The following is a 12,505-nucleotide window of genomic DNA, read 5'->3' as shown; positions in this document are numbered from 1 at the left end:
TTACGAGTGATGACATACGAACAGGTAGTTAATACAATTGATAATAAACGCCGATTTGGTAAGGCATGTGGAAGGGATGTTACCAGAGAGTTTATGACTGCTTTGGGCCATCCTGATAGGGGGATGCATTTCATCCACATTGCTGGGACCAATGGCAAGGGATCAGTGGCAGCTTTTGTGAGTAGTATCTTGCAGGCTGCTTCTTTTGCGTCTGAAAAATCATTTAAGGTGGGACTTTTTACATCCCCTCATTTAATAGATTATACAGAGCGTATTCAGATTGATGGGGCCCAGATTCCTAGGGAAGAGGTGACGCGAATCGGTGAATCACTTCTTGGAATGGAGCTTAAGCTTGAGCCTACCATGTTTGATTATTGGCTTGCTATGGCCATAATTTATTTTAAAGAACAGCAGGTTGATTATGTTGTGCTTGAGACAGGACTTGGGGGCACCAAGGACTCTACCAATGGACTTAGTCAACTGCCAGATGTGAGCGTCATCACGTCCATTGGCCTGGAGCATACTCAGTATCTTGGAAATACACTTGCTGAGATAGCAGGAGAAAAGGCGGGAATCATTAAGCCTGGCGTGCCTGTAGTTATTGGTCAGATGGATGATGAGGCAGCTGCAGTCATAGAGGCTCGTGCTCAGGAACTGGGGTGTATACTTCATCGAGCTGGTACTGTGGATAAAGATGTAAAATTAGGACTATTTGGTGGATACCAAAGAAAGAATGCAGCAGTTGCAATAGAAACAATAAGATGTCTATCACTTCCTGTGGATAATCAGACGATTGCCACTGGTCTTGCAAATGCCAGATGGCCAGGCAGGATGGATATCATTAGTGAGGATCCATTTATTTTGATTGATGGCGCCCACAATCCTTCTGGTGTAAGGGCTCTGGTAGACAGTCTAGTGGGAGAATTTCCAAATATTAAATTTTCATTTATAATGGCAGTAATGGCAGATAAAGATTACGTTGAGATGGCGCAAATAATTTCGCCTATAGCAGAGCGTATTTTTACTGTAACAATCGATTACTCTAGAGCATTGCAAGCAGAGACGTTGGCAGATGACTTGAAAGAGATAGGTATGGAGGCTACTGCCTGCAAGGATTATAAGGATGCTATTAACAGGGCATCTGCACAGGATAATCCGATAATTGTTATGGGGTCATTGTATTTTATTGGAGAGGTTTTAAATGATAAGGACCAGGCATGAGGCGTGTTTAGCTCTAGGACTTAGCGATGGAGCGACGATTACTCAGATAAAAGCAGCATACAAGGATTTGGTCAAAAGGTGTCATCCCGATGCCACAGGCAATCACGATGCTACAATTTATAATAGAATAACTGAGGCATATCAATTTTTGATGACAGAGCACAAGGGCAAGGCCTTGACCCACACAAAAGTAGTGGGAGGGGCGAAGTCATCTACAAAGTATGGGCGTACCGCCAGCAATGCTGATTACGCAGCTTTTCAAAAGAAGGCCCAGAAGGCCAAAAATAAAAAAGCTGAAGAATTTGAACAAAAACAAAAGGATTTTTCTGCAAAGATAAAAAAGCAGGAAGCTGATTATAAAAGAGCTATGGAAGCTATAGATGCAATACGTGTTGCCAGGGCTATCGAATCCATGGTTTGGGCAAATGGATTAGGAAAAGAGAATCTTAATGATAAAGACAAAGACTGGTGAAAATATATTTTGGGCAGTGGTAACTGTGGCCCTTCCTACTATGCTAGAACAGATTTTATCTGTTCTTATGCAGTATGTAGATACTGCCATGGTTGGAAGACTTGGCGCTGATGCCACAGCTGCTGTATCTACATCTACCACCATTACATGGCTGATTGGAAGTATGCCTTACGCTTTTGGTGTGGCGGCAATGACACTTATTGCCCAGGCAATAGGTGCAGGTGAAGAGCATCAGATAAAGGATGTGGCAAAGCAGAGTCTTTTGTTTGCTATTGGCGTCGGTGTAGTACTTGAGGTTATATGTCTTGCGCTGAGCCCATTTGTTGCTACATGGATGGGAGCGGAAGAGGCTATTCGCCCTGCGGCTACTAGATATTTCTTCTGGATATCAGTGCCAATTATTTTTAAATCAATCCAGTATATTTTGGCGTCGGCTATCAGAGCTACAAAAGATACCAAAACACCTATGTTTATCAGCATCATAATAAATGGAATCAACTTGGTGCTTGACTATATATTTATTTATATATTTGGATGGGGAGTAGATGGTGCAGCATACGCTACATGTATTTCTGCAATTCTAGGTGGAGTATTTACTCTAATTGTATTCTTTAGGAATCCGTATTTACGTTTTAGAGGTCATTTGTTAAATACAGATAGAGAGGTCACTAGGAAAATGTGGAATCTATCTCTGCCTGTACTTCTTATAAATATAGCGTCCACATCTGGATATGTGGTTTTTGCAGGTCTTGTATCTCACATGGGAACTATTATATTTGCTGCCCATAGTATAGCTGTTGGGGCAGAGGAGCTGTTTTATATTGGCGGATATGGATTTAAGTCAGCTGCCACCACTATGGTAGGAATATCATTTGGCGAGCAGAATCACGAAAAATACCGCAAGGTTTGTACTAGCAGTGTGATAAGCACATTGGCTGTTATGACACTTAGTGGAGTGCTTTTGTTTATATTTGCTGAGCCTCTCATGTCCTTCTTTACAAAGGATGCAGATGTAATTGCCCTTGGAACCAAGGTCCTCAAGATGGTAGCTTTCAATGAGCCTTTCTTTGGCTTATATATAATTTCCGAGGGTATCTATTATGGATTGGGACGTACCAAATATCCATTTATAATTGAGACAGTTGGAATGTGGCTAGTACGCATTTTATCTACTTATATCGGTATCCATTTCTTTGGAATGGGCCTGATAGGCGTTTGGTGTTGTATGATAGCCGACAATGTGCTGAAGGCTATTTTCCTTACAGCTCCGGTTGGATTGCTGTGGAATAAATCAGTAAATAATGGAAAAGTATAGCAAAAAAGAAGTGGTCACTTTTGAAGTGGCCACTTCTTTTTGGTTTACAATATTATGCTTTCCAAAGTCCGTGTAAATTGCAGTATGCATAAACGCCTACAACTGAATCACCCTCAGCAAGGAAAAATTCTGTGCAAGGCTTATCGCCTGGCTGTAATACATTGCGCTGGCAACCTTTCTTGGTCTCAATAGCAATCCACTCGATGAAATGCTCTGGAGCCATTGGGTGTTCAACTGAGCCTACAGTGACAGTAACTTTGCTGCCATCAACTGTATAAACTGGCACATGCTTTTCTACAGCGCCATCAGATGTACCAGGCACAAGTTCTGTCATCTTTTGACCACAGCAGGTCATAGGTGCACCGGATTCCTTGACCATCTCTACAAAGTTTCCACATACCTTGCATACAAAAAATTTCATACTCAACCTCCTAATAAATTATTAGACCCCATAGTTCTTTATTCCTAAACGATAAGCTACATATGCCAGTATATTTATATAAATGTAGATTATTCGTTATTAGGTAATTCTACCTGGAAGAAGCGGATATTTTCTGTGAGCTGTTCAGCAATATTTTGAAGCTCCTCAGCCTGTGTTACAACAGCTTCCATGTTGCTATCAAGCTGGGTTAAGCTAGCGCTTGTCTCTTGGGTTGATGCAGCATTTTCCTGAGAAATGCTTGAAAGGGAATCAACAGAGCTTAATATGCTGTTCTTATCTAAGTTAACTGATTTAACAAGCTCAACAATCTGCTTATTTCCAACCTCAGTCTCCTGAAGAAGTTTTATCATTTCATCAAATGTCTCACTCATATCTGAAAGAGCTACAGCCTCATTAGAAGTTGCCTCCTTGATATCCTCTGCCAGTTTTTTGTTTGTGTCAGAATAATGAGTGATAGTAGCAAGCATGCCTGTGATTTCCCCGGCAAGGTTGTTGGTTTCCTCTGCCAGGTTTTTAATATTGTCAGCAACAACGGCAAATCCCTTGCCTGCTTCACCTGCTCTGGCAGCCTCTATAGAAGCATTGAGCGCAAGCAAGTTTGTCTGGCTTGAAATATTGATGATACCCTCGGCTGCTTCTGTGATTTGAGCAACAACAGTTGCTGTTTCACCAACAGAGCTTGCAACTTGCGATGCAATGGCATCAGTCTTTTGATCTTGAATCTTAATCTGCTCTAATTTTTCTTTGATTCTAGTAGATTCGTCAAATACCTGCTGGCCCTTATCCAAGTTGCCATTTGCAGAATATAAAACATTTTCTACAGAATCACCGATGCTAGCTGTGATAGTAGATGTCTGAGAAACATCCTGAGCCATAGCTGTTGCACCTTCGGCAATGTCATAAACTGCTGAACTGATATCGTTTGTTGTGTGCTGAGAAGCGGCGATATTGTCCTTTGTTTCCTCAGCTTTATTATTAACGCTTGTAGCGTAATCAATGACTCTTACTAAAGCATTTCTCAAATCATGTCTCATAGATTCAAGAGAAAAACCTATTTCGGCAAAGTCAGTGATAATTGTTCTTGGCTTGATTTTTGTAACAAAATCACCTTCAGAAATACGACGAACTGCATTTCTAATACCCTTCATATTTCTTGAAATATTCATAAGAATGATAATAGTAAATATGAAGAGAATCACAGCTATAGCTGCGAATACTATAGAAGAAATTAAAATTGTATTTTGAATCTTAGCATCAGTTGCACGATTTTCATTTTGCGCCCATGTGGTTACGATAGAATCCATGATAATGAGCTGATTTCGGCTGGCTGTATAGCTTTGCGTCCATGGCTCAGCAGTAGCGGCAGAGGTAGTTTTAGCGTAATCCTCTTTCCATTTAGCATAGGATGTAGTGAAGTTATCGTAAGCTGTGGCGAAGTTGATGCCATCTTCAGTTGTAAGCTTTGACCAAAGTTTATCGTTGGTTTTGGCCATTGTGATTGCCTGATCAAGTTCCGAATCAATGTTATCAACCATTGTCTGCCAATCGGCATCCATTGCCTCTAAAACTGATTGAACTACGAATTCTTTATAGGCAAGTTTCTGTGTTCCAAGAAGCTGAGCCTGTGTAAAATCACGCTCTGCTTTTATTAGATTAGAACTGATGCCATAAAGCATGTTGTAGTAGGTCTCTTCTGTAGTTTTCTTGATTCTGTAGGTGTTGAATGCGTTAAATACATTGCAGATGATTAGTGCTGCAATAAGTGGAATTGCGATTATTAGAATTAAAATATTCAGACTAACCTTTGCTTTTTTCTCTTTTCTGTCTTTCATTTGTGCCCCTCTCCTTACCCCTATTGTTATAAAAAATCAAAAGCATTCAATTGATGTGTATATATTTTACAATAAAAATCTGACAAAATGAATAGATTGATAAAAAAATGATTCTATTACTGTGTATTAATAGATAGTTCAAATTATTGAAGTTTATATTGGAACATTTTTGGCAAGAAGTGCGTTATAATGGCAAATTCTATTGAAAAATAGTGTTGACATATAACGAAAATCGTGATAAAGTGCTATTGTTTTGTGGATATTATTGGTTTTGCACAGTTTCGAGAGGTGAAATATGGAACTTACAACACTTAATAAAGAATACAAATTATTACGTGCCGACAGCGGCGATAAGTTCGTTAAGATGAGCATGATCGACCCAAAGGTTAATTTGGTTGAGGAGTATTGGATTACATCAGACCATACTCTTGGTAATAGTCGAGCATATTTTGATTCATATGAGATGAGTATTGAGTACGCTCTTGATAGAGTTGATTACAGAATGACACTTAATGCAGATGGACAGAAGCCATTCATTATTCTTGTCAATGGCAAGGCTATCAATACTTATGGTCAGCTTGAGAACTTCTTAAATGGAGAGTTCACAATCAAGGCGACTAATATTATCGAGAGCAACGTAAAGAAGCTATATTCATAATTTTTATTTCACTTATTGCTTCAGTAGATTATTCTACTGGAGCCTTTTTTGTTTTGTAAAGTAAAACTCTATTTTTGGTAGTTATATAGTGAAAAAACTGTGTCCGATTGGACAAGTTGTATAATTTTTGTCATTTTTAGCAAAGGGTCTATAATATTTGCTATAATTACCGATAAATAACGTGTTGGACAACGTTTATGGAGGGAATAATAATGGGAGAAAAATTTCATTATGCGGAAAGAAGTGAGCAGGTAAAGCGAATCAATCGTCTAATGATTCTTACATTTGCGGTATATTTTACCTTGCTTACAACAGTTGTAGTTATAGCTTATTTAAGAGAATTTAGATCTCTAGGCTATTTGCTTACAATATGCGGTTTAGAGGTGGCTACTCTTTTAACACTCTCTATTATTTATGTGAAGAAACAGGATTCAGTGGCTATTAGGTGGGTATCACTTGCATTTTTGGCTGCGATTGGTCTCCTCAGTACTTATGGTTTTATAAGCTATTATGTGCGATTTGCCATGGTGGTGCCAATGGTTCCATTTATCCTATATTATGATAAGAAATTTATTAGAATTTCTGCACTTGTATTGGCATTGGTAGAGCTTGGAACCTATGCTATGCATTTTATGGAGCCAGCAATGTACACTTCCGATGAGGCAATAGATAATGCTGCAGCAATAGGTTGTTCTTTTGCAGCTGTTGTCCTTTGCGTTTGTATAGAGAATATGTTTGAGACCTTTGAAAGAGATGTTGTTGGTCTCATGCAATATCAGGCAAAGAAACAATCAGATATGATGTCTGAAGTGATAGATGTGGCATCAAGGGTTAATGAAGGTGTTAGCCAGGCAATGGATAATATGAACAAGCTTGATGTTACAACTGCTACTGTTAGCGGTGCTATGGATGATATTTCAAACAGTACCCTTTCAAATGCTGAGCACATTCAGGAACAGACAATTATGACTCAGAATATTCAGGACCTTATCGAAGAGACTGTTGCCCGTTCTGAGGAGATGGTTGCTGTGGCAAGCGAGGCTAGCAACATCAACAACGAGAACTATGAGATGATGAAAGAGCTCAAGGAGAAATCTGAGACTATCGGTCAGATCAATAGCAATCTTGGTGATGCTATGACAGTGCTTGTTAAAAAGGGCGATGAGATGAAGTCTATCACTGAGGTTATTTTGGATATCAGCACCAGAACTAATTTGCTTGCCCTTAACGCTTCTATTGAGGCTGCTCGTGCAGGCGAATATGGTAAGGGATTTGCAGTTGTTGCCAACGAAATTCGAGATCTTGCTGAGAAGACAAAAAATGCTACTGAAGATATTACTCGTATGATTGATGAGTTTGGCAATAATGCTCAGCAGGCTGAGTCAGCTGTACTTCAGGCATGCGCTGCATCTGAATTACAGGGTGAGTTGATTGAACGTTCGGCTGCAAGCTTCATTCATTTGAATGAGGATGTAAACAATCTTACAGCTAATATAGAGGGCGTTGAAAAGATGATTGAGAATCTTGCTGTTTCTAACAACAAGATTGTTGAAAATATTTCACAGCTTTCTGCTATAACAGAAGAGGTTACTGCAGCAGCTACACAGGCGGCAGAGCTTTCTAATGACAATAAGAATCTATCTAATGAAGCAAGAGAATTGCTTGTTAGTGTACAAAATACAGCAGCGGCTCTTGATAAATATAACAAGGATAAAAAAGCTAGTAGCCAGGAACAGGCTGCCAGTGAAGAGAAGATAAAAAAAGAGCCTAGAGCAGTGCAGGCTGCTAGAGAAATTAGAGAGTCAAAAGAGTTTCAGGTTGAAACCACAAGAGAGCGAAAAGAACCAAGAGCAGTTAAAGCTGCAAGAGAAATACAAGAAGCTAGGGAAGCTCGAGAAGCTGCAACAAAAACTAACGCTGTAAAGGCTGTTGAGTCTCCTACAAGACCTGCTAGGGCTGGTGCTAATAGCGAAGCTTTGTCAGTAGACAATACAGTAAAGACAAGCGTACGTAGTGCTTCAACAGAAGTATCTGTAGATGCTTCTGTCGAGGTAAATAAAGATAAAGGCTTAAATTTAGCTTAGTAATTGAATTATATAATTGATAAATTGGCCCCCATAAGTGGATGTGTAATCTGCTTACGGTGGCTATTTTTATTGGTTTTTAAAATGTAACAATTTTGAAATAATTTCCAAAATATGTTAGAGTGTTTGGATACAAAGAAAGGAGGCAATGAGTTATGAAAAATAGATTTATTACTATGTGTTTAATAGGTTCTGTATCCATGGCATTTATAGCTTGCGGGAATCAGAAGGGCGATACTGTTGAAGAGACAGCTCCTGTAGCTGTAGAGGAGACAGTTGATGAAGGTGCGCTAATAGAAAACCTAAATGAAGAGGTTGAGTCTGAGGATAATCAGCCTGAAGAAGTTGACTATGAAGTGTTCACTAGCAAGGGCTCAGAAGCCGTAGAAGAATATGCCAAAGAAATAAAGGATGCAGCTCTTGACGAGGACTGGGACACTATCGGAGATATGATTGCTTATCCCATTGGTTCAAAAGAAGATGGGACTCTTTGTGAGAACAAGGAGGATTTTATTGACTATGCTACAAATGTAGGATTTGACCAGAGCTACTATGATTCTCTAGAGGAGTGGTCTTTGGAAGATTTATGGGCTAATTACCAAGGTGCTATGCTGGATAATGGAAATATCTGGTTCGCAGATGTATATGTGGATGATACCAATTGCCAGTTGAAAATTATTAGTTTTTGGGGATTGCACAATAGTTAAAGCGATAATATACATAAAAATCCAAGGTCTATATGACCTTGGATTTTTGTGTATATGATTTTGTTGTAATTCTAAGAGTTCATCTGCTTGATTCTAGCTTTTTGAAATAGAATCAGTGAACCTGCAATAAGGACTCCTACAAATGGTAAAAATCTATTGAAATTACCGTATAGAACACCAGGAAATGCAATTAAGAATATCGCATATACGATAATCTCTGATGCGAGAATTCCATAGGCCATTTTTATGCTGCTTGGCTCATCGCATCGGTCAGCAAAAAGAATGCAGGTACAGGTCGCAGCTATAAGGATAAATCTTGCCAAATATCCTGCAACAGCTGGAACATTTTCAGTATGTAAAAGAGAAGCTCTCAAAGCCTCTAATACAGCGTAGGAATAGATAGTCCACTTGAAGTGCTTGGTGGTGCTCTTCTTCAGATGACAGACGAAATAGAAAATAAATAGTGCGCAGGTTACAGCTTGACCAATATAAATAATCAACCTGTTTACATCTCTTGATTTAACAATGGCTACGATTGTTAAAACTAGTGCAACTACTAAAAGCAGTACCTGCAAAAATAGACCAACCCCGATTTTCTTATTAACCCCAGTACTTTCGTTATTCATAAAAAACCTCCCTTAAATTTATAATTTAATTGTCTTTAGTATAACTGATATTTATGTGGAATTGTTGAAAATTGAATCCTAAGATTCTCCTAAGCAACCTATTTTTGTCTTAAGAATTGTTTTTCTTTGCAACTAAATGTAACAAGAATTGTACAAAATGTATGGTTTGGTTGGTGGATTACTGAAAGCAAGGTAGATATAATAATGTTAACAATAGTTGCGAATGTTATATTTTTATTACAAGGTGGAAATATATGAATAACGATAAAAAAACAGTTAGAAAGGATTATTTGGATAATATCCGCTGGATTACGGTTGTGATTGTTGTTTTATACCATGTATTATATATGTACAATGCTGAGGGTGTGTTAGGGGGAGTTGGTCAGATTACAAAATTATCAACTCAGCCTTACGATATCTTCCAGTATCTGGTATATCCATGGTTTATGCCGGTGCTCTTCATTGTGGCTGGTATAAGTTCAAGACTGTATCTGGAGAAGCATACAAACAAGGAATTCATAAAAAGTAGAACTACTAAGCTCCTTGTTCCTTCTACAATAGGACTATTCGTATTCCAGTTCATTCAGGGATATGTAAGTATGCATCTGGCAGATGGAGCAAAAGAGCTTGCAGCCATAGGAGTTCCAAAGTTTGTTATCTATCTGATTATGGTTGCGTCAGGAAGTGGAGTACTCTGGTTTGTTCATCTACTTTGGATATATAGTGTGGTGCTTGTACTTTTGAGAAAGATAGAAAAAGGAAAGCTTATCGAGGTCTGTTCAAAGACACAGATATGGCTGATGGTTCTTTTCTTCTTCCCAATCTGGGGAGCTGCACAGATACTTAATACACCAATCGTTCAAGTCTATAGATTCGCTTTCTATTTTGTATTCTTCATTATGGGTTATTATGTATTTTCTAATGAAGAAGTAATGGATAAAGTAAAGAAATACGCAGTAGTATTTATAGTAATCGGAGTAGCACTCTGCATTACATTTGCGGTAGTTAATTTTGTTATCCTTGGTGGAACAAATTATGCCGATAAGCCGGTTAATAGAGGTCCCCTATACGTGGCATGCGCATACTTTGGTTCCCTGGCAATGCTTTCCGGTATGGCAAGATTCGGAGACTTCAGTAATGATTTCACAAAGTGGATGAGTAGTCATAGCTTTGGGTTATATGTATTCCATTATCTTGGAATATCCACAGTTGCACTTGTTTTCGCAAAGAATGCACTCCTTCCGGCGCCTCTTTGCTACCTACTTAGTTTAGTAGCAGGATTCTTATTTGGATATGGACTTTATGCCATTATCAGTAGGATTCCATTCTTCAGATGGGCAGTTCTTGGAATTAGTAAGAAAAAGGTTAAGAATACGAGCCAGTAGGCGAGACGGGACTCGAATCGCATTCCTTATCCTAAAATACTGATAGAAAGGGGATTTTAGCACCGCTATTTGCTTAGGGAACACCTGAGGGGTCACCTAAATATATAATATCGCAAATTACTACAGATGAGGAAAATCCACAGAATAGACCAAATTGACTATAATTTAGATTAAATGCTAATATATTGATTGTAGTGTTATTATTACATCACCGGAGGACATAATTAATGAAAAAAAAGATTATTATATTAACTATTTCTACTGCATTGTTAATTTCAGCATGCAACCATGCAAAAAATGCTGATTCTAATCAATCAATTGGAAACACCTACTCTTTAGAAATACAAGAAAACCCAAACGGTGAAACTACTAATGATTCTTCCTTTCCTGAATCTAATACTGAAAACTATAATAACTATTCTGGTATATATACTGATGATAGTAAAGATAATGCTTCTTTATCTGTTTCAATAGATAATAAGAATCACCTTACTGGAAACATATTCCATGCACCCAATGGCCATGAATCAGAAATAGATTTTGATACTTATATAGAGAATGATACGGCTAAATATTCATACACAGAAGATGGCTGGGGCGGAAAGGGCACATTGGTATTTGAATTTTTAGATAACCAGATTGATATCAAAGTAGAAGACCATATCACAGCTGAAAACAATTCCATTGGATACGGAATACAAGGTGAATATACTTTTCGAATAATTGATCCTAGATTGGTGCAGTATTCATCACTTGATAAATACGATTCCTCATGGTCTGAAGATCAAATTATAGACGAAACATACAAGCGAAGCAAATATATAGATAACTGTAATTTTTGGAATGAAGTTGTAAATTATTGGGAAAATACACGCGAAGTTCGAGATATAGCTAATATATACACTTATCTTTTCCATTCTGACACAATTAAATATACAAAATCTGATTTAGAAAACGAACCTAAACTGATTCTAAATCTTGGAAAAAATGAAATCTATGCAAGACATGGTTATATTTTTAAAGATGAAAACATTGAAAACTACTTTTTAGGACAAATTTGGTATGTACCTACAACATTCCCTGAAGATTTCGATGATAGTAGTTTATCTGAAATCGAAAAAGAAAATTTAGTATTATTTTCTGAACTGAGCCAATAAAGGGGCTGTTAAAAAACTTCCATACGATAGCTAAACTGGATGCTATGTGTTCGACACCTCAGGGAACACCTGGGTGTCACCCCAAAATCGTTCCTTTCGCAAAAAAAGAAAGCCCAGAAACCTTGAATACTCAAGCTTTCTAGACTTCCTAACGTCGAGCGCGAGACGGGGTGCGGGTGTCCAGTGGACACCTCTGCGAAGCAGAAGCACCGACCGAGCCGGCAGGCGAGACCTCGAACATTCGAGGCCCGTAAGGGCCTACGCGCTCGACGGAATAAGGAAACATCACGATTTCTCATCGCAAGCTCGATAAATCTAACGGGAAGACGCAGCATTGAAAGTGTGCTATGCACGGCTGCGTCGTGGCATCACGGAAATTCGCCGGATCCGTCGATTTCCATGATGCTTTTCGTCCCGCCTCGATTAAAGTGCTCTTTAATGCAAAAATGAGGCCATCCACATGGATGACCTCATTTTTGCATTAAAAGAGCGCGAGACGGGACTCGAACCCGCGACCCCCACCTTGGCAAGGTGGTGCTCCACCAACTGAGCCACTCGCGCTTAGTGCCGGCTTTTTCGAGCTTGCGAAGAAAAAACGGTGCAAAT

At 38.7% G+C, this 12,505-nt stretch carries 11 protein-coding genes and 1 tRNA gene; 8 read left to right on the top strand and 4 right to left on the bottom strand.

From position 1 onward, the window contains the following. The first annotated feature begins 9 nt into the window (after positions 1-9). The 3 genes from F0Q01_RS13465 to F0Q01_RS13455 are packed head-to-tail and all read left to right on the top strand — an operon-like array spanning position 10 to position 3,008. Complete coding sequence (locus tag F0Q01_RS13465; RefSeq protein WP_090489907.1) at positions 10-1,221, top strand: bifunctional folylpolyglutamate synthase/dihydrofolate synthase; 1,212 nt, start codon at positions 10-12, stop codon at positions 1,219-1,221. Further along, positions 1,202-1,693 carry a J domain-containing protein gene (locus F0Q01_RS13460; RefSeq protein WP_090489903.1) on the top strand — a complete coding sequence of 164 codons (492 nt, stop codon included), beginning with the start codon at positions 1,202-1,204 and terminating at the stop codon, positions 1,691-1,693. Before F0Q01_RS13465 ends, F0Q01_RS13460 begins: the two co-directional genes overlap by 20 nt. Further along, positions 1,671-3,008, top strand: coding sequence for an MATE family efflux transporter (locus tag F0Q01_RS13455; protein ID WP_090489900.1), 1,338 nt, complete (start codon positions 1,671-1,673; stop codon positions 3,006-3,008). The genes F0Q01_RS13460 and F0Q01_RS13455 overlap by 23 nt, the downstream gene beginning before the upstream one ends. A 52-nt stretch (positions 3,009-3,060) precedes the next feature. Here the strand turns inward: F0Q01_RS13455 and F0Q01_RS13450 are convergent, their stop codons facing one another. Next, entirely contained in the window at positions 3,061-3,429 is a 369-nt protein-coding gene (locus tag F0Q01_RS13450) for a desulfoferrodoxin family protein (protein ID WP_090489897.1), read from the bottom strand. 89 nt (positions 3,430-3,518) lie between these two features. Continuing rightward, complete coding sequence (locus F0Q01_RS13445; RefSeq protein WP_090489896.1) at positions 3,519-5,282, bottom strand: methyl-accepting chemotaxis protein; 1,764 nt, start codon at positions 5,280-5,282, stop codon at positions 3,519-3,521. Positions 5,283-5,577: 295 nt separating this feature from the next. On the opposite strand from F0Q01_RS13445, the gene F0Q01_RS13440 reads away from it, so the two are divergent. The 3 genes from F0Q01_RS13440 to F0Q01_RS13430 all read left to right on the top strand — a co-directional run bounded on the left by F0Q01_RS13440 (position 5,578) and on the right by F0Q01_RS13430 (position 8,731). After that, a complete protein-coding gene (locus F0Q01_RS13440; RefSeq protein WP_090151500.1) occupies positions 5,578-5,940 on the top strand; it encodes a hypothetical protein in 363 nt (120 codons plus the stop codon). Positions 5,941-6,152: 212 nt separating this feature from the next. Next, complete coding sequence (locus F0Q01_RS13435) at positions 6,153-8,024, top strand: methyl-accepting chemotaxis protein (protein WP_163927282.1); 1,872 nt, start codon at positions 6,153-6,155, stop codon at positions 8,022-8,024. Positions 8,025-8,179: 155 nt separating this feature from the next. Further along, positions 8,180-8,731: a hypothetical protein gene (locus tag F0Q01_RS13430; protein WP_090489891.1), complete on the top strand. Its 552-nt coding sequence runs from the start codon at positions 8,180-8,182 to the stop codon at positions 8,729-8,731. 71 nt (positions 8,732-8,802) lie between these two features. On the opposite strand, the gene F0Q01_RS13425 is transcribed toward F0Q01_RS13430, so the two are convergent. Next, positions 8,803-9,357 carry a hypothetical protein gene (locus F0Q01_RS13425; RefSeq protein ID WP_090489888.1) on the bottom strand — a complete coding sequence of 185 codons (555 nt, stop codon included), beginning with the start codon at positions 9,355-9,357 and terminating at the stop codon, positions 8,803-8,805. Between the two features lie 254 nt (positions 9,358-9,611). Here F0Q01_RS13425 and F0Q01_RS13420 point away from each other — a divergent pair, with 254 nt between their 5' ends. Both F0Q01_RS13420 and F0Q01_RS13415 read left to right on the top strand, forming a co-directional pair. After that, positions 9,612-10,742 carry an acyltransferase family protein gene (locus F0Q01_RS13420; protein ID WP_090489885.1) on the top strand — a complete coding sequence of 377 codons (1,131 nt, stop codon included), beginning with the start codon at positions 9,612-9,614 and terminating at the stop codon, positions 10,740-10,742. Positions 10,743-10,969: 227 nt separating this feature from the next. After that, positions 10,970-11,899 (top strand): YARHG domain-containing protein, encoded by a 930-nt coding sequence (locus F0Q01_RS13415; protein ID WP_090489883.1) that lies wholly within the window; start codon positions 10,970-10,972, stop codon positions 11,897-11,899. A gap of 488 nt (positions 11,900-12,387) precedes the next feature. Here the strand turns inward: F0Q01_RS13415 and F0Q01_RS13410 are convergent. Next, positions 12,388-12,460 (bottom strand) — tRNA-Gly (locus tag F0Q01_RS13410). Between the last annotated feature and the right edge of the window lie 45 nt (positions 12,461-12,505).

The sequence above is a fragment of the Pseudobutyrivibrio xylanivorans genome, assembly GCF_010906925.1.
Taxonomy (GTDB): Bacteria; Bacillota; Clostridia; order Lachnospirales; family Lachnospiraceae; genus Pseudobutyrivibrio.
Note: the sequence above shows the minus strand (reverse complement) of the source record. Positions and strands in the feature narration are given on the sequence as shown.

Excerpts from the sequence above, each read along its gene's own strand:
- F0Q01_RS13465 (WP_090489907.1), top strand. The coding sequence starts at position 10 with ATGACATACGAACAGGTAGTTAATACAATTGATAATAAACGCCGATTT.
- F0Q01_RS13460 (WP_090489903.1), top strand. The coding sequence starts at position 1,202 with ATGATAAGGACCAGGCATGAGGCGTGTTTAGCTCTAGGACTTAGCGAT.
- F0Q01_RS13455 (WP_090489900.1), top strand. The coding sequence starts at position 1,671 with ATGATAAAGACAAAGACTGGTGAAAATATATTTTGGGCAGTGGTAACT.
- F0Q01_RS13450 (WP_090489897.1), bottom strand. The coding sequence starts at position 3,429 with ATGAAATTTTTTGTATGCAAGGTATGTGGAAACTTTGTAGAGATGGTC.
- F0Q01_RS13445 (WP_090489896.1), bottom strand. The coding sequence starts at position 5,282 with ATGAAAGACAGAAAAGAGAAAAAAGCAAAGGTTAGTCTGAATATTTTA.
- F0Q01_RS13440 (WP_090151500.1), top strand. The coding sequence starts at position 5,578 with ATGGAACTTACAACACTTAATAAAGAATACAAATTATTACGTGCCGAC.
- F0Q01_RS13435 (WP_163927282.1), top strand. The coding sequence starts at position 6,153 with ATGGGAGAAAAATTTCATTATGCGGAAAGAAGTGAGCAGGTAAAGCGA.
- F0Q01_RS13430 (WP_090489891.1), top strand. The coding sequence starts at position 8,180 with ATGAAAAATAGATTTATTACTATGTGTTTAATAGGTTCTGTATCCATG.
- F0Q01_RS13425 (WP_090489888.1), bottom strand. The coding sequence starts at position 9,357 with ATGAATAACGAAAGTACTGGGGTTAATAAGAAAATCGGGGTTGGTCTA.
- F0Q01_RS13420 (WP_090489885.1), top strand. The coding sequence starts at position 9,612 with ATGAATAACGATAAAAAAACAGTTAGAAAGGATTATTTGGATAATATC.
- F0Q01_RS13415 (WP_090489883.1), top strand. The coding sequence starts at position 10,970 with ATGAAAAAAAAGATTATTATATTAACTATTTCTACTGCATTGTTAATT.